Annotated in this window: 17 protein-coding genes and 1 tRNA gene; 3 read left to right on the top strand and 15 right to left on the bottom strand. The window is 58.3% G+C overall.

Annotated elements, in window-relative coordinates; translation table 11 throughout:
• Complete coding sequence (locus ARC85_RS01645) at positions 1-1,122, top strand: ABC transporter permease (RefSeq protein WP_141066707.1); 1,122 nt, start codon at positions 1-3, stop codon at positions 1,120-1,122.
• A gap of 42 nt (positions 1,123-1,164) precedes the next feature.
• Here ARC85_RS01645 and ARC85_RS01640 read toward each other — a convergent pair whose 3' ends face one another.
• Positions 1,165-1,536 (bottom strand): VOC family protein, encoded by a 372-nt coding sequence (locus tag ARC85_RS01640; RefSeq protein WP_141066708.1) that lies wholly within the window; start codon positions 1,534-1,536, stop codon positions 1,165-1,167.
• Positions 1,537-1,661: 125 nt separating this feature from the next.
• Between ARC85_RS01640 and ARC85_RS01635 the strand changes: the two genes are divergently transcribed.
• Positions 1,662-2,180 (top strand): lipocalin family protein, encoded by a 519-nt coding sequence (locus ARC85_RS01635; RefSeq protein WP_141066709.1) that lies wholly within the window; start codon positions 1,662-1,664, stop codon positions 2,178-2,180.
• Between the two features lie 42 nt (positions 2,181-2,222).
• Here ARC85_RS01635 and ARC85_RS01630 read toward each other — a convergent pair whose 3' ends face one another.
• From ARC85_RS01630 to ARC85_RS01620, 3 genes are all read right to left on the bottom strand, one after another.
• Positions 2,223-2,714 carry a DUF4411 family protein gene (locus ARC85_RS01630; RefSeq protein WP_141066710.1) on the bottom strand — a complete coding sequence of 164 codons (492 nt, stop codon included), beginning with the start codon at positions 2,712-2,714 and terminating at the stop codon, positions 2,223-2,225.
• Positions 2,711-3,850: a helix-turn-helix domain-containing protein gene (locus tag ARC85_RS01625; protein ID WP_286714199.1), complete on the bottom strand. Its 1,140-nt coding sequence runs from the start codon at positions 3,848-3,850 to the stop codon at positions 2,711-2,713. The genes ARC85_RS01630 and ARC85_RS01625 overlap by 4 nt, the downstream gene beginning before the upstream one ends.
• 146 nt (positions 3,851-3,996) lie before the next feature.
• The gene (locus ARC85_RS01620) at positions 3,997-4,356 is read right to left on the bottom strand and encodes a hypothetical protein (RefSeq protein WP_113879400.1); all 360 of its coding nucleotides are present in this window, start codon (positions 4,354-4,356) and stop codon (positions 3,997-3,999) included.
• Positions 4,357-4,429: 73 nt separating this feature from the next.
• Between ARC85_RS01620 and ARC85_RS01615 the strand changes: the two genes are divergently transcribed.
• Positions 4,430-4,654: a hypothetical protein gene (locus ARC85_RS01615; RefSeq protein WP_113879401.1), complete on the top strand. Its 225-nt coding sequence runs from the start codon at positions 4,430-4,432 to the stop codon at positions 4,652-4,654.
• Between the two features lie 37 nt (positions 4,655-4,691).
• Here the strand turns inward: ARC85_RS01615 and ARC85_RS01610 are convergent, their stop codons facing one another.
• From ARC85_RS01610 to fmt, 11 genes are all read right to left on the bottom strand, one after another.
• Positions 4,692-5,123: a hypothetical protein gene (locus ARC85_RS01610; protein ID WP_286714198.1), complete on the bottom strand. Its 432-nt coding sequence runs from the start codon at positions 5,121-5,123 to the stop codon at positions 4,692-4,694.
• Entirely contained in the window at positions 5,120-6,535 is a 1,416-nt protein-coding gene (locus ARC85_RS01605) for a restriction endonuclease subunit S (protein ID WP_286714197.1), read from the bottom strand. The genes ARC85_RS01610 and ARC85_RS01605 overlap by 4 nt, the downstream gene beginning before the upstream one ends.
• Positions 6,535-8,154: a class I SAM-dependent DNA methyltransferase gene (locus tag ARC85_RS01600; protein WP_286714196.1), complete on the bottom strand. Its 1,620-nt coding sequence runs from the start codon at positions 8,152-8,154 to the stop codon at positions 6,535-6,537. Before ARC85_RS01600 ends, ARC85_RS01605 begins: the two co-directional genes overlap by 1 nt.
• A 23-nt stretch (positions 8,155-8,177) precedes the next feature.
• On the bottom strand, positions 8,178-9,284 hold the full coding sequence (fic, locus tag ARC85_RS01595; protein ID WP_286714195.1) for a protein adenylyltransferase Fic: 1,107 nt from the start codon (positions 9,282-9,284) through the stop codon (positions 8,178-8,180).
• Between the two features lie 145 nt (positions 9,285-9,429).
• Positions 9,430-12,957, bottom strand: coding sequence for a type I restriction-modification system endonuclease (hsdR, locus tag ARC85_RS01590; protein ID WP_286714194.1), 3,528 nt, complete (start codon positions 12,955-12,957; stop codon positions 9,430-9,432).
• A 119-nt stretch (positions 12,958-13,076) separates the two neighbouring features.
• A tRNA-Pro gene (locus ARC85_RS01585) sits at positions 13,077-13,153 on the bottom strand.
• A gap of 87 nt (positions 13,154-13,240) precedes the next feature.
• A complete protein-coding gene (gene glyS, locus ARC85_RS01580) occupies positions 13,241-15,322 on the bottom strand; it encodes a glycine--tRNA ligase subunit beta (protein WP_286714193.1) in 2,082 nt (693 codons plus the stop codon).
• Between the two features lie 2 nt (positions 15,323-15,324).
• A complete protein-coding gene (glyQ, locus tag ARC85_RS01575; protein ID WP_502688005.1) occupies positions 15,325-16,347 on the bottom strand; it encodes a glycine--tRNA ligase subunit alpha in 1,023 nt (340 codons plus the stop codon).
• A gap of 134 nt (positions 16,348-16,481) precedes the next feature.
• A complete protein-coding gene (gene trkA, locus ARC85_RS01570) occupies positions 16,482-17,885 on the bottom strand; it encodes a Trk system potassium transporter TrkA (protein ID WP_286714192.1) in 1,404 nt (467 codons plus the stop codon).
• Entirely contained in the window at positions 17,882-19,183 is a 1,302-nt protein-coding gene (rsmB, locus tag ARC85_RS01565) for a 16S rRNA (cytosine(967)-C(5))-methyltransferase RsmB (protein WP_286714191.1), read from the bottom strand. The genes trkA and rsmB overlap by 4 nt, the downstream gene beginning before the upstream one ends.
• A 2-nt stretch (positions 19,184-19,185) precedes the next feature.
• Positions 19,186-20,121, bottom strand: coding sequence for a methionyl-tRNA formyltransferase (gene fmt, locus ARC85_RS01560; protein ID WP_286714190.1), 936 nt, complete (start codon positions 20,119-20,121; stop codon positions 19,186-19,188).
• Positions 20,122-20,199 lie beyond the last annotated feature (78 nt).

Genomic DNA, 20,199 nt, shown 5'->3' with positions numbered 1-20,199 from the left:
ATGAATTCCTTACGCAACATCTGGCACCTCGGCATCAAGGAACTGCGCAGTCTGTGGCAGGACAAGGCATTGATGGTGTTTGTGCTGGTGGCGTTTACGGTGATGATCTACACCGCAGGTTCCGCCGGCTCCATGGAGCTTCACAACGCACCGATCGCCGTGGTGGACGAAGATCAGACGGTGTTGTCTGGCCGCATCATCAATTCGCTCCAGCAGCCATGGTTCCTGAAGCCGGATCTGGTGGCCTACGGCGACATCGACGACCTGCTGGACAAGGGCAGCCATACCTTTGCCCTGGTGATTCCCGAGGGCTTTGAGCGGGATGTCCGGCAGGGCAACCCGGTGGCGTTGCAGCTGAACATCGACGCCACCCGCATGAGCCAGGCCTTTATTGGCACCAATTACATTCAGCGCTTTGCGATGGCAGAAGTGGCGGAGTTTCTGCAACCGGGTAGCTCTGCCAGCACCGGGCTACCGATCGAGCTGGTCACCCGGGTGAGTTACAACCCCAATCTGGACGGAACCTGGTTTGGCGGTGTCATGGAGCTGATCACCCAGGTGACCCTGATCAGCATCATTCTTACCGGGGCAGCACTGATCCGGGAGCGGGAGCACGGGACTGTGGAGCATCTGATGGTGATGCCGTTGCGGCCTTTCGAAATCATGGCGTCCAAGGTGTGGGCCAATGGTCTGGTGGTGTTACTGGCCGCGGCGCTGTCGGTAACGCTGGTGATCCAGGGCTGGCTACAGGTGCCGGTGGCAGGGTCAGTGTTGCTGTTTCTGCTCGGCGCCCTGATTCACCTGTTTTCCACCACCGCCATCGGCATTCTGATCGGCACCGTGGCCCGAACCATGCCCCAGTTTGGCCTGCTGCTGATTCTCACCATTCTGCCCTTGCAGTTGCTGTCGGGCGGAATCACGCCCCGGGAAAGCATGCCCGAGCTGGTGCAGGATCTGATGCTGGCGTCGCCCACCACCCACTTTGTCAGCATGGCCCAGGCCATTCTGTACCGCGGTGCGGGGCTGGAGGTGGTGTGGCCACAGATGCTGGCTCTGATGGCCATTGGCGGGGTGTTCTTCACGGCGGCGTTGTTGCTCTTCCGTCGCCATCTCTCGGTGTAAGTCAGTAAGCCACCACCCAACCGGGGTGGTGGCGGTCGACGCTTAGCCGAATTCGAAGAACGCCAGCTTGTTGCCATCCGGGTCGCGCACATAGGCGCCGTAGAACATCTCCGGAATACGCTGCCCCGGTTCGCCATCGCAGGTGGCGCCCAGTTCAATGGCCTTGTGGTACAACTTATCCACGGCTTCTTTGGAGCCCGCCGGAATGGCCACCATATTGCCGTTGCCGGGATGGTTAGGTTCACCGTTGAACGGGGTGCAGACGGCCAGCATGGGGGCTCCCATGCTCTTGCCAATAAACGCAATTCGGTCCATGTCCATCAGCACCTTGGCGCCCAGATCTGCCAGCAGATCCGTGTAGAACTGCTTGGCCCGGCCCATATCGCTGACTCCGAGTGTGACGTATCCGATCATATTCGACTCCTTGGTTGGTTAGCGCTGGGTATACGAGCGCCAGGGTGTTTCAGAGCTTAACACCTGTTTGACGATCTTTGCCTGTGGCTTTGCGTTGGTTCACGACTGTTCTTTGGGAGTTTGTCATGAAGACTGGATTGGCTGTAATCGTGTTACTGTTTCTGATGACGGGCTGCACCGGTGTGCCCAAAGGCATTGAGCCGGTGACCGGTTTTGACCAGCGGCGCTACCTGGGCACCTGGTACGAGATCGCCCGGTTGGATCACTCGTTCGAAGAGGGCCTGAGCCAGGTTACCGCCGAATACACCCTGAACGACGACGGTAGCGTCAAAGTTATCAACAGGGGCTATAACGAAGAAAAAGGCGAATGGGAAGAGGCCGAAGGCCGGGCAAAGTTTGTCGGTGACAGTGATGTGGGCCACCTGAAAGTGTCCTTCTTCGGGCCTTTCTATGGCTCTTACGTGGTGTTCGGGCTGGATGACGACTACACCACGGCTTACCTGACCAGCTACAACCGGGATTACCTGTGGCTGATGTCGCGCACGCCGGAGGTGAGCGACGAGGTGCTGGAGGCGTTCAAGGCCCGGGCCGAGGCGGAGGGGTTTGAGCTTGGGGAGTTGATTGTGGTGGAGCAGTCGCGCTAACCGTGGTGGCTGCCTGGCAAAGCCTGAAACCGTTTGAGTTGCTTATGTCCCCAGCACAAATCGGGCATTTAACTCTCGAAGGAACTGAAACGTATTGATGCAGGTAACGTCAAACTGCTGACATATATTTGGAACTTTTACCTTCCGGGCGTTTGGTGCAACTACCGATTCATGAGTGACGACAGTTGCCCCGAGGCATTGTGCTTTAGCAATAATCCAGGGATCGGCTTTTGCCAGAAAACTATCACGATTACCGGCGTTGTAATCACCTTCCATGACGGATTGCACAATGGCGGCAAAGGCACTTTGGGTTGCTTCGTCGTCATTGCTGATGAAATGCCCAGGTCTTTCTCGCACCCAGTCTGCCAGGTCATCGTTGCCGTCCCGCAGCTCCCGGCCGATCATATCCACACTGCCGATCAGGCCTTGCTCGAACTGTAAGTCCAGCCAATCCCAGTACGCGGGGCAGATATCCATGCCGTAGTATTGATTCTTGGCTTGTATGTAGGTATTCGCATCCAGCAAATATCTCAAACGCCTAACTCCCTGGCGAACGTCTCAATTTTCCCCGGTTTGATTCCACCCAGAAGTTCACCTGCTTCCCGCAGCAACAGTTGGCCACTCAAGGCTTCACCGACAACTGCCTGGGAGAATTGGCGACTAATCTGTGCCTTTTTGGTTTGGTAGTAAGTCGGGCCACCGCTTCCTTTCCGCTGTTCGTAGTGCTTTTTCTGCTCAAAAATGTAGCGGCCATACTCTTGCTGGGAAATAAAATTGAGCGTTAAAGCACGCCTGGCTAGCGCCCAGGTACTTACGTGGAAATGAGCCTCAAGCGGCGGCAGGTTGTCTTCCCAGCTTTCAGAATCGTGTTGCCAGAGTGCCCTGAACTCCTGGGCAGGCACCAGAAATTCTGCCGCCACAGCGTTACACAGAACCTCTTCCTGACGATGGGTATTAGTGTCGCCGTCAGAGATCCCGGATTGGCCAATCCAGATATGGCAAAGTTCATGAATCAGTGTGAAAAGGCGCGCACCCAGCGCGTCGCTGTGATTCACAAAAATGATCGGAGCATACTCATCAACAATCGCGAACCCACGGAATTCCTCAACGTTGAGCGGACGGCTATGGTGCCCAAGATTACCCTGACGCATAACGAGAATCCCCAAGGATTCAATACGCTGGACTAAATCCCGATAGTAATCATCCCATTTGCCTCTGGTTGGGTGGGGCTCAACATCCAGGCACGCGCGGATGTCTTCGACAATGGACTCCACGGAGTCAGAATAGGAGGCGCGGCCGACATAGGGGTTGGCCTGGGCAAAATGCTGTTGAAGGTATTCCCGATACCATTCCTGGCGCTGCATCATCAGTTTGACCAAGTCTAGCAATTCTGCACTCGGGCGCTGTACACCTTGGCCTTCGAGGGTGCGCAGGTCCGGAATGGGTAAGACTTCCTCAGGTGGCTTTGCCAAGAACAGATAGCCAAACGGCACATGCGCTTTTTCAGCGAATCGCATTGCCTGGTTGAACGTCAGTTTTCGTTCGCCGGATTCCCATTCCCGAAGTCGCTCCTCAGAAATACCGCAGCGCCGGGCAAAATCAGGCACAGAGATACCAGAGCGCTCCCGCGCCCAGGTCAACATGTCTGTGTTGATGTTTGCCGTGGTCATTGTGGCGTTCCGGAATACTCAAAAAAAGAGAAAACGCCCCAGGGGCTCGGCACAGCCTCGGGATAGTTGAGGGAGGCTTACTGCCAAGGGGCGGATGTGATTTGAAGTCTGATATGGCGGACTTTGGTTGTCAAACACGGGGTCCTTTAATCGTGACCCTCATTCCCGAGTGACTGTGATAGATCTTTCGATAGATCCATCAAGACGGATTCAATATCCGGATCCAGGTGTTTGGTAGCGACATACTGCGGCACAACAAGCCCGGCCTTCTCTACTACGGGTAGTCGGCGCAGAACGTCAAGGTAACGTTCCAGCAGTTCAGGTTTGGTAGTAGGCCGCGTGAGTTCTTTCTTGAGCCGTTCTTCGAAACGTTTCAGCTCTTCATCATCATCAGTGTCATTCAGCTCCCAATGAAGCTGTCGGGCAAGCGCCTTGCGTGACCATCCTACTCTCGCGATCAAAGACTCAATCGCTTTCTGAAGCTCCAGCGTTCGTTCAGTCCCCATTTGTCCCCGACTCCCTATGTATCTTTGAACTGTCCCAGCGGGGACATAAACCAAACATTGATGGAGAAATACCATGAGCAAAGCAAAAACACCGATGTCGCCGGCCGCTGCTGCACGTATTCAGAGCGCGACTGCAAAACAGCATGGCGGAACTACGCCGAAAGGCTCTTTTGCAGCGAAAGCCCAATCCGTGGCAGCAAAAAATATGGCGTCAAGCGGGCAACGGCCACCGAATGGCCCGAGCACCACGGGTAATCCTTCCGGTAAAGGGCGCGGTAACAATCGGCCTTCACGCTAAACAGAAGTACCTTGGCGGGGGCATGACAGCCCCCGCCTTATCTGCAAGCCCTGGCGCTGGCAGACAGTACAGTTTTAAGTTCAGATTTACGTTCATCCAACTCGTTGTAGGGTAGTGCCTTTATGGTTTTATCCACAGCACAAAGGCAGATTTCCTGCTTTGACTCGTAAAGCCCTCGTGGCAGAGCGCTGATATCTCCGTTGGTACACGCATTTACCAACGCATACTCCAGCTCCATAGGGTAACGTTTGTCGTCTAGCAAGTTGCGATCGACCAGACCGTAGCCTGTAAAACCAACCGTAAATGCCAGAACTGCTGGCAAAGCACCTCGTGCGCCATACTTCTGCCCCGTGATGGGTTTCTGGCATTTCTCGCACTCGATCTTGCGGTGCTGATTCAACTCATTGACGGCAGAACAGGCAGGGCAATTCACAGATACAGTGGTGGAGTGTTTGATTTCTTGGGTCATTTTGCAGCCTGTTCTGTCTTCCCGATTTTTGTGCGGCGTCTTGTAGGTTTTTGTGCTGCCCGCTCTGACCTGATCCTCTCCAACAACGCCTCCGCACTGTTCTCCCCACTGATCAGCTCCGGGTTCTCTTTCCGCCATTGCTCGGTGAGTTCGCCCCGGAAAGCCTTGGCCAGAATGGACTGGGTGAGGCTGTTGACGCGGGCCAGGGCGTTGTTGACCTGTTGTTCGATGCGGTCGGCGTGGGCGAAGAGTTGGTCTACTCGGCGGACAATTTCGGTTTGTTCTTCTTTATCAGGTACTGAAATGCCAATGGTACGAACCTTGTTGAGATTAAGGTTTGGCTGAGCCCCACCGGCCGCTGCTTTTCGGGTTTCCTCGTAATTCTCAAGAAGCCTCAGCTTCAGATAGCTGCGTAGGATCTTTTGTTCATCGGCTGTGACGGCAGCGCAGGCTTGGTTACATGTGGCGGACAGTCTCAATTCTGTTACCTGTCCACGAGTTTTACCTTCACCGTACATTGCCAACAACAGTGTGCCTGGTGGAAAAACCTTCAGAGAGCACTCATCAACGGCGCTTTTAGTGACAAATTGTTCCGCTGAATCTGTATAAATTGCTCCGGTACTGGCGCTGGTCAGCCATGGTGTGTCGCCATCTTCCCAGTATTTGGGCTCTTTTCGGCTGGGGGTTTTTCCTGTTGCAACGGTTGCAACATCACCGACTGTGAGAGCATCCCAATCAGTGTCGGATACACCATTCTGCTCCCGCCACTCTTCCGTCAACCGCCCACTCACCGCCGCAGCCAGCACGGACTGGCGGAAGCGTTTGAGAATTTGAGGGATGCGTTCGAGGCGGGCTTTGGTGTTTTCCAACTGAGCCAGCAGGGTGTCGAGTTTGTCGGCGATGACTTTTTGTTCGGCGAGGGGTGGCACTGGAACTTCAAATTTCTCCAGTTTCTTTCGGGTAATTCGTTTCCTCGTTGTGCCGGATGCGTTCTCCGAAATCAAACCACGAAAACTAGGGGAATTAATCCAGTACTTGAGCAGTTGATTGGTTAACGCGGAGCTGGAGCCTACTCTAATCAAACAAACATCTACGACAGTTACCGCGGGCTGCCCGACCCCGGGGAAAAGGCAGGCTCGACCCAAAGGGTCTGGCATACGCGCAACTAATACATCTCCCTCCGCTAAGAATGTGCAGTTAAGAAGAGTTGCCTTCTCTTCCGACATAAACCGATTCGATTTATTTCGGAAGTCACCATCACCGATGTCAGCAAGCTGAATCAGGCGTATCGAGCCGTTTGGATCTTGGTCTTTGGATTCAACCCAGTCGCCATCGGATATCAGGCCATCGGCAGAGGTGAGATTCTGAATGGCTGAAAACGCCCAGCCTTCAGGAAGTTGATGCTCTGACATTACTCTTCCCCACCCATCACTTCCCGCAAAAGCACCCTAGCCCCATCAGCCTCCTCCTCAGCCCCCAACTCCCGCATCAACGCATCCAGCTCGCCCAGCGCCTGTACCAATTCCCCCATCGCCTCACCCGCCAACACACTCGGCTCCGGCAGATTGGCGGCATCCACACTGTCGCTGTCCTTCAGCCAGGAAATATCCAGCGAGTCGCCCTTGTGCTCGGCAATCCACTGGCGGCTGAAGCTGCGCCAGCGGCTGTGGGCGAGGCGTGGGTCGATGCCTTCGTTCTCGTCGCCGTGCTCGGGCAGTTCGATGTCTTCGGAATGGAAGCTGTATTCGCCCTCTTTGCGTTCGCTGTTGCCGTTAGGGCTTTCGCCATAAACAGCTTCAAACGGCTTCAGGTGTGGGTCGCCAAAGGGGGTGCGTTTGCCGAAGCTGGGCATGTTGGTACGCAGGTCGTAGACCCAGACGTTTTCGGTGCAGTTCTCTTCCTGGTGTTTGTCCGACGCGCTGCCTTTGGTGAAAAACAGTACGTTGGTCTTCACGCCCTGCGCATAGAAGATGCCGGTGGGCAGGCGCAGGATGGTGTGCAGGTTGCATTTGTGCATCAAGTCCCGGCGCACGTCGGTGCCTACGCCGGCTTCGAACAGCACGTTGTCTGGCAGCACCACAGCGGCGCGGCCACCGGGTTTGAGGTTGCGGTAAATGTGCTGCAAAAAGGCCAGCTGCTTGTTGCTGGTTTTGTAGGTCAGGTCGTCACGGGTGATGCTGGCATCGCCGCCTTTGCTGGTGCCGAAGGGCGGGTTGGCCAGGATCACATCGGCCTTCTCCAGCCCGGCGCCGGTCTGGCCCAGGGCGTTGCCCAGGTGCACCACGCCTTCGGCATCCCCTTCCATGCCGTGCAGCAGGCAGTTCATCAGGGCCAGGCGGCGGGTGCCGGGCACCAGTTCAATGCCCACGTAGGCCTTGGTGGTCTGAAAGGCTTTCTGTTCGGTGGTCAGGTCGTACAGGTCGTCGGTCTGGCCTTTGATGTATTCGTGGGCGGCAATCAGAAACCCTGCCGTGCCCGCGGCCGGGTCCTGGATGCGTTCGCCCGGTTGCGGTTTCAGGCAGCGCACCATGGTGTTGATCAGGGCGCGGGGCGTGAAGTACTGGCCGGCACCGGATTTGGTTTCGTTGGCGTTCTTTTCCAGAAGGCCTTCGTACAGGTCGCCCAGGCCGTCTTTCTGGGCGCTGAACCAGTCGATCTGATCCAGGGTTTTGATCATCTGTTCCAGATGGCGCGGCTCCCGCAGGCGGGTCTGGGCATCGGCGTAGATGGCGCTGATCAGCGGGTCGTCGTGTACCAGATTGCCGTCGCCGTCCTTGCCGGTGGACAGGCTGAGCAGGATGCGTTTGTAGTCGTTCAGCAGGTTGATGCCGGATTTGCCGTTCAGGTCGGTCCAGCGGCAGCCTTCCGGCAGCGGGTGCTTTTTCAGGGTGCCGGCTTCGGTGTTCTCGTGCACCATTTTGATGAACAGCAGCAGCACCAGTTCGGTGACGTAGTCCGAGTAGTTGATGCCGTCGTCCCGCAGAACGTCGCAGAGGTTCCAGAGTTTCTGGACGATGTCGTTGTTGGTCATGTGTGTTCTCAAGGTTGCTGAATTCAGTGGTAAGGCTGAAGCTCGTTGCTATCGCTGGTCATCAGGCGTAGCAGGCGCGGATTGAGGAACAGCTTTTCGTTGCCTGCTGTTTTCTCCTGCAGTACGCCAATCTCGACCAGCTGTTTCAGGTAACTGGATGCTGTCTGCCGTTTGGCGATGTCTTTTTCTACCAGGTTGCTGATGCGGCAATAGGGCTGCTCAAAAATGGTCTGGACCAGTTCGTGGCTGTAGATCTTGGGCAGCGCTTGTCTGACATGGTCTTCAGTTTCAGTAATGAGCTTTCTCATGGCGGCGATCTTGGCGCAGGTCCAGGACGATACCTGCTCCACGCCGTTAAGCATAAAGATAATCCACTCCTGCCACTCACCGGTGCGGGTAACCTGGGTCAGTAGGCGGTAGTAATCGTTTTTGTGCTGAACTATGTAGCGGCTCAGGTAGAGTATGGGCAGGGTGAGTAGCCGCTGTTCGATCAGGTAAAGCACATTGACGATACGGCCGGTTCGTCCATTGCCGTCGTGGAACGGATGAATGGCTTCGAACTGGTAATGGCTGATGGCCATTTTGATCAGTGGGTCCGTGTCGTCGTCTGCATGCAGATAGTTTGCCCAGTTGGTGAGCAGGTTGCGAATAACCTCTTCACCAACCGGTGGGGTGTAGATGGTTTCACCGGTTGCCTGATTGCCAATGATGGTCCCGGGCACCTTACGTACATCCATATCCACGCCTTTCAGCGTGCTGCACACCTCTATAGCGGTGCTCGCGCACAGTGGTTTGCGCTGAAGATGGACGAAGCCCTCATAAAGGGCTGTGCGATATCGGAGCGCTTCTTTGGTGGCCGGATCGGCCCCCTGATCTTCCTGCGAAAACTGAAACAGTTTGTCGGTGGTGGTGACGATGTTCTCGATCTCGGAACTGTCTTTGGCTTCCAGCAGTGGCAGAAGGTTTATCAGCAGTGATTGATTCGGAATCAGTTCACCTGCCTGTTTAAGCTCAGCCAGAGCGGCCCGGGCGGGAATGCAGGCTTTGAGGATGCCCAGAGTCTCGGTCACTTCTTTGGCAGGCGGAAGCGGCGGTAACTGGTTGTAAGGCTGATCCGGTCGCCAGGCCATGTTTAAATTCCTTGAAAATTTCGACAAAGGTGTGTGTTTTGCGCAGTCTATGTTTATACGGTAAACATAGCAATGATCTGTGTCGAAAAAATACTGAAAAATCGACACAGGTTAAACCTATGTCGATTCCATAAACATGGCATTCTCAAGCACTCCGCTCCGGCCACATCGCCTCATTCAATTCCTCCAGCACGGTATCCAGCTGTTGCCCCAGCACCTTATTCATCTGCCTGGCCCCGCCATCGTCGGCAAACCGGTGGTTCACAAACTCCCGGTCGATGATGACTTCGTGCACCAGCTGCTTGGCCAGGCGCTCCAGCCATTTGCGCTGGTTTGGGGTCCAGCTGTGCTGGGTGTAGATTCGGTCCATGGCTTCCGCTACCCGCTGTTCGAAGGGGATCAGCGGCTCGCCCAGGGCGGCGCGGCGGATGTAGCCGATGATGCTGGCGGCGATATCTTTGTTGGTCTGGTTGCGCACGGCACTTTGCAGGCGGGCTTCGGAGTAACCGTGGTTGTCCAGCAGCAGTTTTACTTCCCGTAGCTGTTCGCGGGTGAGGTTCCGGGGTTTGTTGACCACCACGGCAAGCGCGGCAGACTGGTTGAGCTGTTGTTTGATGAACTCGTTGAAGCTGTCCAGGTAGTCTTCCGGCTTGTCGTGCTCGCCGTAGCTCTGGGTGCGTTCGCGGATTTCGTCGTCGTGATCGGAGATCAGCGGCAGGTAGTCGCTGCCCACCAGCGCCTTCACCTCTGCCAACTGGTTCAGCACGCCGCTGTGCTGCTTGATGAATTCGGAAGCCTGGCGTGGGCCGAGCTTACGCAGGTGGGTATGCAAGGATTTGGGCTCCATGCCCCAGCTCTGGTGCAGTTCATCCAGTTTCTGTTTCAGCGCTGGCCGGCTTTCGGCTTTGTTGTCGGCTTTGCGCAGTACCCGCATGAGTTTCTGGCTGAGCTGGCTGAGTACCACATCCGCGTGGCTTTCGTCGGGAACTTCGCCGGGGCTGTTGAGGGCTTTTTCCAGTTGCTCGTCGTCGGTGAGTTCGTCGACCAGTTGCTCCAGGGTGATGTTGGGGTCTTTCACCAGGGGCTTCATGGTGTTTACATCCTGTAGCGCCGCATAGATATCCACCGGGTCGTAGATGCGGAACACGGTTTTGCCGATCTCGTCGCAGCGGCGGGTGGCACGGCCGATCATCTGTTCGTACAGGATGCGTGAGCGTATCCGGCGCATGAACACCAGGTTGCAGATGCGCGGCACGTCGATGCCGGTGGTCAGCAGGTCTACGGTGATGGCGATGTTGGGGTAGCGCTCGTTCTTGTAGCGGCGGATGAGCTGGTCCACCTTGTCGCTCTGGCCGGTAATTTTGGCTACGGCGGCTTCGTTGTACTGGCCGTTGTAGAGAGCTTTGAAGGCTTCATCCAGCAAGCGTTTGACCATATCGGCGTGCAGGTCGGTGGCACAGAAGATCATGGTTTTTTCGTCGCCGAACGGGTCCAGTTCCTGCACCAGCTGTTCGCAGATCACCCGATTGAAATTCTCGTTGATCACCCGGCGGTTGAAGGTGTCCACCTCGAAGGTCAGTTCGTCTTCCAGCTCGGTGGTGTCCACTTCTCCGGTCTGCCGGTTTATGACTTCCACCGGTTTGCCCTTCTCGAAGGTAATGCCGTTCTGGGTCAACAGAGTTTCGTAGCGAATGGGCGGTTCGTGGTCGATCAGCCAGTCGTCGGCCACGGCTTCCCGGTAGGAATAGGTGTACACCGGCTTGCCGAAAATCTCGCTGGTGTGTTTGGCCGGGGTGGCGGTGAGGCCGATTTTGACCGCATCGAAGTAATCCAGAACCCGGCGGTAGCTGGACAGGTACTGGCTGGTGTCCCGCAGGGCCAGTTCGCCCTCTGTCATTTCCTGGTCCAGGGTGTAGCCCCGGTGGGCTTCGTCGATGATGATGCAGTCGAACTGGTCGATGGGCGGCGGGTTGTCGCTCATGAAGATGCGTTTGACCATGGCCTGCACGGTGGCCACCTGGATGCGGGTTTCCGCTTCGGCGGCCATATCGCCTAGCTCGGCCACGTTGTAGATCTTGCTGAGCGTGTGGTTCTGTTCCAGTGGCGCTTCGTTGAAGGCGTCGATGGCTTGCTGGCCCAGGGCGGTGCGGTCCACCAGGAACAGGATTCGGTGAAAGCGTTCGGCTTTCAGGAAACGGTACATCAACCCGATGATGGTGCGGGTTTTACCGGTGCCGGTGGCCATGGCCAGCAGGGCGGTGCGAACGCCTCGGGCCAGAGCGTGTTCGGTGGCGACAATGGCCTTCTGCTGGTAATCCCGCAGTTTCAGGTAGCCGAAAGGCTCTTCCTTTAGCAGCTTCTCGGCGTTTTCCTTGTCCCGTTCCAGCAAATCCAGCAGGCCGCCCGGCGTGTGGAACTGCGGCAGTGCGCGGCGCAGGTTGCTGGGTTCGCGCACATCCCGGAACCAGGTGCCGGACTGTTCTGCCAGTTGTGGCACATAGGGCCGGCCGTTGCAGGAATACACGAAGGGCACGTGGTAATGGCCGCTTTCGTCTGCGGGCCAGGCGATGGTGCGGCCCATCAACTCCCAGGCGCCGACTAATGGTGCGTCTACCTTGAAGCCTTTGCTGTAACGTTCGGCCTGGCGGATTTTGCCGGCGACGTTGGTGTTCTCTTTCTTGGCCTCTACCACTGCGATGGGCGTTAGCCCTACGAATAGCACGTAATCGGCCCGGCCCTTCTCACCCTTATGGTTGGTGGGCCATTCAGCAATCGCGCGATAGGTGCCTTTCTCCGGGCGGGCGCCTTTCTGGAAGGTGATATCCTGGCTGTCGGCTTCCCACCCGGCGTCTTGCAATTGCTGGTCGATGAGAATGCGGATGAGTTCTTCGTTCAGTACCAGGGTGTCGGTGGCAGCTTTGGTTTGTTTTGCCACCTGCTGGCGCTGCTGGTTAACCGTCTGCTCGCCCTGCTCCGTGAGCTGTTGTTGCAGCGCTTTGATCTTTTGCTCGTAGGCCTGTTGCTGTTGGCTCAGGGCCTGTTCGTGCTGGCGCGCCTGTTCCGCCAGGGAGCGGGATTCCTCATCCATGGCCACGGCCAGGGCTTCGTATTCTGCCTTCTCTTGTTCGATCAGCTGGCTGAGCTGCTGGCTGCTGTCCAGCGCCATGTTGGCGTGTTGCAGGTCGTGCCGGAGCTTTTCGATGTCGCTCTGGAGCTGGCGTAACTGGGCGCTGGGGTCGGCGGGGGGTATGAAAGGGCCGGGCTTGAAGCTGGCACCGGCTTTACCGAAGGAGCGGTGAAACCAGATGGCCAGGGCCCGCGCCACTTTCAGGCCATCCATCGCTTCTTTGTGCTGGGTGCGGAACTGGTGGGTGGCCTTGTTGCCTTCAATGCGCAGGATGTGGAACAGCTCTTTGATCTGCGGTTCCAGCCGCAATTCCCGGTTCAGGCGATAGAGCAGTTCGGACTGGCTGGTTTGTTCGTCAAACTCGATACCGGAGAGCGCGGCCAGGTGTTGGGCCAGGGCTTCACCCAGCTGGCGGAGTTTGATCAGAGTGGTGTTGGGGTCACTGGCGAAGGCACGTTCGGCGGATTCAGCCAGCTCTACGAATAACGAATCGTGCTCTGACAAAAACGAAAAGTTGCCGGACTTGAATTCCGTTGCCTTGTTCAATGTATCCCTCCACGACAGTCTTACGGCAGAACATTAGCAGACTTATCAAGGATACAGAAACGTAGAAGCCGTGAGGATAACGACGAAAAAAGAATCAAGGAGGGACAAAAGCGGGAAAGTGGTCGGCGTGGCAGGATTCGAACCTGCGACCCCTTCGTCCCGAACGAAGTGCGCTACCAAGCTGCGCCACACGCCGAACAACGGCCGGTATTATACGGATTGCCGGCCGTTTTGCTACCCCTTCCCTGGGGAAAATCATCAGTACATCTTCTGAGCGGGCCTGTTATCCTGCAGTGGGCAGCAGGGAGATGTCGGCAACCCGCAGGAACAGGTTGCGCAGGCGGTTCAGCAGTGCCAGACGATTGTTGCGCACGGCGTCGTCGTCGGCCATCACCATCACTTCGTCAAAGAAGGTGTCGACCGGCTCACGCAGGCTGGCCAGCGACGTCAGCGCACTGGCGTAGTCACCCTGCTCGAACATCGGCAGTACTTTCTGTGCCTGCTCTTCCACCTTCGCCGCCAGGGTTTTCTCCGCAGCATCCTGCAACAGAGAGGTGTCCACGGTCTCGCCGATGCTGTCACCACCCTGTTTGGTGAGGATGTTGGAAACCCGCTTGTTGGCGCCGGCCAGGGCCTGTGCCTCTGGCAGCTGGCGGAAGGCTTCCACGGCTTTTACCCGGCGGTCGAAGTCCAGCGGGCGGGTTGGGCGGCGGGCGTGCACCGCCAGGTACACTTCGGCGCCGATGCCCTGCTCATCATAGTGGGCACGGAAACGCTCCAGCATGTAGTCCACCACGGTGCTGGCGGTGTTCTTCTCGGTCAGCACGGAGAAGTTTTCTTCCGCCCACTCGCAGACTGTCTGCAGGTCCAGCGGCAGTTCACGTTCGATGATGATGCGCAGCACACCGAGAGAAGCACGGCGCAGGGCAAACGGATCCCGGGTGCCGGACGGCGGCTGGTTGATGCCGAACAGGCCGACCAGGGAATCGATGCGGTCAGCAATGGCCACCGCACAACCGGTCAGGGTGGTGGGCAGGTCGTCGCCGGCAAAGCGCGGCATGTACTGCTCGTTCAGGGCCTTGGCGACATCGGCATGTTCGCCGTCATTGGCCGCGTAGTACTGACCCATAATGCCCTGCAGGTCGGTGAACTCCAGCACCATTTCGGTGACCAGATCGGTCTTGGCGAGCATGGCAGCACGCTCGGCCAGGGCCGGGTCGCTGTTGATGGCTTCGGCAATCTTTTTGGCCAGGGCTGCTACCCGTACAGATTTGTCGTAGATGCTGCCCAGCTTGTCCTGGAACACGATGGGCTTGAGTGCCTCGACGCGGTCTTCCAGTCTGGTCTTGCGGTCGGTGTCGTAGAAGAAGGCGGCGTCGGACAGGCGCGGGCGAATCACTTTCTCGTTACCGGAAATCACCTGGGCCGGGTCTTTACTCTCCAGGTTGGCCACGGTGATGAACAGCGGCAGCATCTTCCCGCCGGCATCCACCACGTGGAAGTACTTCTGATGTTCCTTCATGGAGGAGATCAGGGCTTCCGCGGGTACATCCAGGAAGCGCTCCTCGAAGCGCCCCATCAAGGGTACCGGCCATTCGTTCAGGGCCGTCACTTCGTCCAGCAGGTCTTCGTCGATCACGGCCTTGCCGCCGGCTTCTTTCTCCGCCAGCGCGGCCACGCCGGCGCGGATCTGCTCACGACGCTCGGCGAAGTCTGCCAGCACGTAGCCTTCCTGCTTGAGCACCACTTCGTAGTCGGCCGGGGTGGGCACAATCAGCTCTTTCGGGCAGTGGAACCGGTGGCCACGGGTCTTGTTGCCGGGCTTGAGGTTCATCACCGGTGCGTCAATCACCTTGTTGCCGTACAACAGAATCAGCCAGTGTACCGGGCGCACGAATTCCGTCTTCCAGGCACCCCAGCGCATACGCTTGGGAATGGGCAGGGCGGCCAGGGATTTCTCGACCAGATCCGGCATCAGTTCTACGGTGGGCTTGCCCTTCTCAACGGTACGGTATACCAGCCAGGCACCCTTGTCGGTCTCCATGGTGTCGAGCTGATCCGGGGTAATCCCGAGGGAGGTGGCGAAGCCGGTCAACGCCCGGGTGGGGTTACCGGAATCATCAAACGCTGCTTTCACGGCCGGGCCGCGCTTTTCCACCGATTTGTCCGGCTGGGCATCGGCCAGGTCCCGGATCCGTACCGCCAGACGACGGGGTGCTGCAAAGCTTTCCACCGCACCAAAGGCCACGCCGGCTTCTTCCAGGCCTTTGACAATGCCCTGGGTGAAGGCGTCAGACAGTGGCTTGAGAGCTTTCGGAGGCAGTTCCTCGGTGCCCAGTTCGACCAGAAAATCCTGAGTTGCCATGATTATGCGTTCCCCTGTTCCTGCGGTGCCTTGTTGGCTTTCTTGCCCTTTTTACTGGCCTTGGCGTCGGCGGCTTCAGCGGCGGCCAGCACTTCCTTGCGGAGGTGTTCCGGGGCCAGCGGGAAGCCCAGCTTGCGGCGGCTCTCGAAGTAGGCCTGGGCCACGGAGCGAGCCAGGGTACGTACACGCAGGATGAAACGCTGGCGCTCGGTCACGGAGATGGCGTGACGGGCGTCCAGCAGGTTGAATGTGTGGGAGGCCTTGAGCACCTGCTCATAGGCCGGCAGTGGCAGGCCGGCGTCGATCAGGCGGGCGCTTTCCTGCTCATAGACATCGAAGCTGTGGAACAGGAACTCGGTGTCGGCATGTTCGAAGTTGTAGGTGGACATCTCCACCTCTTGCTGATGGAACACATCGCCGTAGGTAACCACGCCATCCGGGCCATTGGTCCAGACCAGGTCATACACGCTGTCCACACCCTGCAGGTACATGGCGATACGCTCAAGGCCGTAGGTCAGCTCGCCGGTGACCGGATAGCATTCCAGGCCGCCTACCTGCTGGAAGTAAGTGAACTGGGTCACTTCCATACCGTTCAGCCAGATTTCCCAGCCCAGGCCCCAGGCGCCCAGGGTCGGCGATTCCCAGTTGTCTTCGACAAAGCGGATGTCGTGCACCAACGGGTCCAGGCCCAGGGCACGCAGGGAATCCAGGTACAGCTCCTGGATGTTGTCCGGTGACGGTTTAAGCACTACCTGGAACTGGTAGTAATGCTGCAGGCGGTTGGGGTTTTCGCCGTAGCGGCCGTCGGTGGGGCGGCGGCTGGGCTGAACGTAGGCGGAGTTCCAGGTTTCCGGGCCGATGGATCGCAGGAACGTGGCCGGGTGGAAAGTACCGGCGCCCACTTCCATGTCCAGGGGCTGGAGAACCACGCAGCCGTGCTGCGCCCAGAAATTCTGCAATGCCAGGATCAGACCCTGGAAGGTCTTGATGTCCGGCGCGGAGTTGTTGGTTGCCTTGTCTGTCACGACGTTTGCCTGCTGGTCAGTCTGTGTGTGGGCCCCGGTTCCGGGGCACTCCGAAAATTTGAAAACGCGCATTATACGCTGGCTGGCGCCGCATTTCTAAGTGCCAGCCAGGGTGTTGTTTTGCCTGAGATCAATCAGAAGAACGTGAGGCCCACCTGGAACAGTTTTTCCACATCCCGGATGCGGGATTTGTCCACCAGGAACAGGATCACATGGTCGTCTGGTTGCACCCGAAGGTGGTCATGGGCGATGAGCACTTCGTTGTGCCGGACGATGGCACCGATGGTGGTGCCGCTTGGCAGATTGATTTCGTCCAGGCGCTTGCCAACCACTTTGGAGGAGCGGTGGTCACCGTGGGCGATGGCCTCAATGGCTTCGGCCGCGCCCCGGCGCAGGGCGTGCACGTTCACCACGTCACCCCGGCGCACGTGGGTAAGCAGGCTGCCGATGGTGGTCTGCTGGGGTGAGATGGCTACGTCGATGTCGCCGCCCTGGATCAGGTCCACGTAATCGGGGTTGTTGATCAGGGTCAGGACCTTGCGGGCACCCAGTCGCTTGGCCAGCAACGAGGCCATGATGTTGGCTTCGTCGTCGTTGGTGACGGCGCAGAACACATCGGTATTCTCGATGTTCTCTTCCAGCAGGATGTCCTTGTTGGCGGCGTTACCTTCCAGTACCACGGTCTTGCGGAGGCGCTCGGACAGCATCACGCAGCGTTCATGGTCCCGTTCCAGCAGTTTCACCTGGTAGCGGTCTTCCAGGGTGTTGGCCAGCCGGTAGCCGATGTTGCCGCCGCCACAGATGAAAACGCGTTTGTAGGGTTTTTCCAGCGGCTGCAATTCGCTCATTACCGAGCGGATGTGGTCGGCGGCGGCGATGAAGAACACCTCGTCGCCGTCTTCGATCACGGTATCGCCCTGGGGCATGATTGCCCGGTCCTTGCGGAAAATCGCCGCCACCCGGGTATCGATCTTGGGCATGTGGGTGCGCAGGTAGGACAGCTCGTGCCCCACCAGTGGGCCGCCCTCGGTGGCGCGAATGGCGACCAGTCGGGTCAGGCCCTTGGAGAACTCCAGTACCTGCAGGGCACCGGGGTATTCAATCAGCCGGGTAATGTGCTGGGTTACCAGATGTTCCGGACTGATCAGAACGTCCAGGGGGAAGCCCCTCAGGCTGTCCAGGTCCTTGACCGTATCCCGGTTGTAGAACAGCTCCGGCTTGGCCAGGTAGGCACCGGCACGTACCCGGCAGATGGTAGTGGGCGTCTTGTAAAGCAGTTTGGACACCTGGCACGCCACCATGTTGGTTTCATCGCTGTTGGTTACGGCTATGACCATATCGGCGTCTTCTGCCCCGGCCTGCCTCAGTACCGTAGGGTATGAGGCCCGGCCATGCATGGTGCGGATGTCCAGTCGGTCCTGCAGTTCCCGCAGGCGCACGCTGTCGTTGTCCACCACGGTAATGTCGTTGGCTTCATTGGCCAGGTTTTCCGCCAGGGTGCCGCCGACCTGGCCGGCGCCGAGAATCAGGATTTTCATGGTTCAGGTTTCTCCAGCACGGCGTAGAAAAAGCCGTCATGGCTGTCCGGGTCTGGGAACAGCTGACGCCCGGTGTTCATGTCCCGGCCCCAGTCTGCTTCGATACATTTCAGCGTTGCCTGATTCTGCTGCTTCAGGAATCGCTGGATTATACGGTGGTTCTCCTGTGGAAACACCGAACAGGTGGCATACACCAGTCGCCCACCGGGCTTCAGGATAGACCACATGGCCTCCAGCAGGCCAAGCTGGATACTGGCCAGTGGCACAATATCGGATTCCCGGCGCAGCAGTTTGATGTCCGGGTGCCGGCGAATCACGCCGGTAGCACTGCAGGGCACGTCCAGCAGGATGCGGTCGAAGGGCGTGCCGTCCCACCAGCTGTCGATATCGGCGGCATCGGCCTGGGTCAGGGTGGCGTGCAGGTCGAGCCGGTCCAGGTTTTCCTGAACCCGGGGCAGGCGCTCGGCGGATTCGTCGATGGCCACCACTTCGTCCAGTTCGCCACAGGCTTCAAGGATGGCGCAGCTCTTGCCTCCGGGCGCGGCGCAGGCATCCAGTACCCGCTGGCCTGGCTGCAGATCCATTAGAGTCGTACACAATTGGGCGGCTTCATCCTGAACACTGACCGCGCCGTCCTCGAACCAGGGCAGTCGGTCCACCGGCACCGGCCGTTGGAGCTGGATGCCGCTGGGGGCAAAGCGCGTGGCGTGGGCCTCGATGCCGGCTTCCGACAACAGGTTCAGGTACTCGTCGCGTTTGAAGCGCAGGGCATTGACCCGCAGGGTCATGGGTGCCTGCTGGTTGTTGGCTTCAAGGATGGCCTGCCAATCGTCCGGCCAGTTGTGGCGAAGCTTCTCCACCATCCACACCGGATGACTGAAGCGGCCACTATCGTCTTTCGGCGCTGGCGCCCCTTCCCGTTCGGCGGCCCGCAGTACTCCGTTGACCAGACCGGTCAGGTGGGGCTTGTCCAGTGCCCGGCAAGACTCCACGGTTTCGTTCAGTACCGCGTAGGTGGCCTGTTCGCTGTAACGTAACTGGAACAGGGCCACCAGCATCAGATGGTGAATGATCCGGTCCGGCTTGCGCAGGGGCTTTTTCAGGCGTTGGTTCAGCTCGCTCTCAAGCCGGTGAAACCAGCGGCAGGTACCGTAACAGATAGCTTGCAGTTGTGGCCGTTGTTCCGGTGGTAACTGGTTCAGGGCGGGTGGCAGGCATTGGGATAACGACTGGCCCTGTTCCACCGCCAGCAATACGTTGGCGGCAATGGCGCGGAATGGCAGGGGCTGGTAAGCCATGGTCAGTTCAGCTCCTGGCCGGGCAGCAGCACCTGCTTGCCACCATTGATCAGATCGTTGATGCTCTGGGCCTTGCTGCCTGGTAACTGCACGGAGGTGATTCTGAGCGTGCCGGTGCCGCAGGCAACGTCTACACCGTCCCGCTCCCGGGCAATCACGGTACCGGGACCCTTGTCGCTGCCCTGCTTCAGGGCACTGGCCTGATGAATACGGATACGTTGCTCGCCAAGATCGGTAAAGGTACCGGGCCAGGGGTTGAACGCGCGAATCAGTCGTTCGATTTCCTGCGCGCTTCGGCTCCAGTCGATGTGGCCCTCTTCCTTCGACAGCTTATGGGCATAGTTGGCCTCTGCCTCATTCTGGGCTTCGCCGGTCAGATCGTTGTTGGCCAGCCGCTCCATGGCCTGCACAATGGCCTTGCCTCCCATCTCGGCCAGCCGGTCATGCAGGCTGCCGCCGGTATCGTCGGCATTGATGGGGGTGCCCAGTTTCAGCAACATGTCGCCGGTATCCAGGCCCTCGTCCATCTGCATGATGGTGATTCCGGTTTCGGCATCGCCGGCGGCAATCGCCCGCTGGATAGGGGCGGCGCCACGCCATCGCGGCAGCAGGGAGGCGTGAATGTTCAGGCAGCCATGGGTTGGTATGTTCAGCACTGCCTTGGGCAGAATCAGGCCATAGGCAGCCACGATCATCACATCCGGTTGCAGCGACGCCAGTTCCTGTTGGGCCTCTTCTGGCTTCAGACTGACCGGCTGATACACGGGAATACCAGTATCCAGTGCCACCTGTTTGACCGGGCTGGGCATCAGTTTTCGGCCGCGGCCGGCGGGGCGATCAGGCTGGGTGTAAACGCCGACGATGTCGTAACCGGCATTCAGCAGGGTTTTCAGGGCGGTGGCGGCGAAATCCGGCGTGCCGGCAAACACAATGCGCACGTTGGTTGCTTCTCTGTGTCGTTGATACGAAAAAACCGGGTCGTAACCCGGTCCTGAATTCGGTCTATGCTGGCAGCG

The sequence above is a fragment of the Marinobacter sp. tcs-11 genome, assembly GCF_002049515.1.
Taxonomy (GTDB): Bacteria; Pseudomonadota; Gammaproteobacteria; order Pseudomonadales; family Oleiphilaceae; genus Marinobacter; species Marinobacter nauticus.
This window is presented reverse-complemented; position numbering and strand designations above follow the sequence as displayed.

Excerpts from the sequence above, each read along its gene's own strand:
- ARC85_RS01625 (WP_286714199.1), bottom strand. The coding sequence starts at position 3,850 with ATGACCACGGCAAACATCAACACAGACATGTTGACCTGGGCGCGGGAG.
- ARC85_RS01615 (WP_113879401.1), top strand. The coding sequence starts at position 4,430 with ATGAGCAAAGCAAAAACACCGATGTCGCCGGCCGCTGCTGCACGTATT.
- ARC85_RS01620 (WP_113879400.1), bottom strand. The coding sequence starts at position 4,356 with ATGGGGACTGAACGAACGCTGGAGCTTCAGAAAGCGATTGAGTCTTTG.
- fic (WP_286714195.1), bottom strand. The coding sequence starts at position 9,284 with ATGGCCTGGCGACCGGATCAGCCTTACAACCAGTTACCGCCGCTTCCG.
- ARC85_RS01600 (WP_286714196.1), bottom strand. The coding sequence starts at position 8,154 with ATGACCAACAACGACATCGTCCAGAAACTCTGGAACCTCTGCGACGTT.
- ARC85_RS01635 (WP_141066709.1), top strand. The coding sequence starts at position 1,662 with ATGAAGACTGGATTGGCTGTAATCGTGTTACTGTTTCTGATGACGGGC.
- ARC85_RS01610 (WP_286714198.1), bottom strand. The coding sequence starts at position 5,123 with ATGACCCAAGAAATCAAACACTCCACCACTGTATCTGTGAATTGCCCT.
- trkA (WP_286714192.1), bottom strand. The coding sequence starts at position 17,885 with ATGAAAATCCTGATTCTCGGCGCCGGCCAGGTCGGCGGCACCCTGGCG.
- ARC85_RS01640 (WP_141066708.1), bottom strand. The coding sequence starts at position 1,536 with ATGATCGGATACGTCACACTCGGAGTCAGCGATATGGGCCGGGCCAAG.
- ARC85_RS01645 (WP_141066707.1), top strand. The coding sequence starts at position 1 with ATGAATTCCTTACGCAACATCTGGCACCTCGGCATCAAGGAACTGCGC.
- ARC85_RS01605 (WP_286714197.1), bottom strand. The coding sequence starts at position 6,535 with ATGTCAGAGCATCAACTTCCTGAAGGCTGGGCGTTTTCAGCCATTCAG.
- glyS (WP_286714193.1), bottom strand. The coding sequence starts at position 15,322 with ATGGCAACTCAGGATTTTCTGGTCGAACTGGGCACCGAGGAACTGCCT.
- rsmB (WP_286714191.1), bottom strand. The coding sequence starts at position 19,183 with ATGGCTTACCAGCCCCTGCCATTCCGCGCCATTGCCGCCAACGTATTG.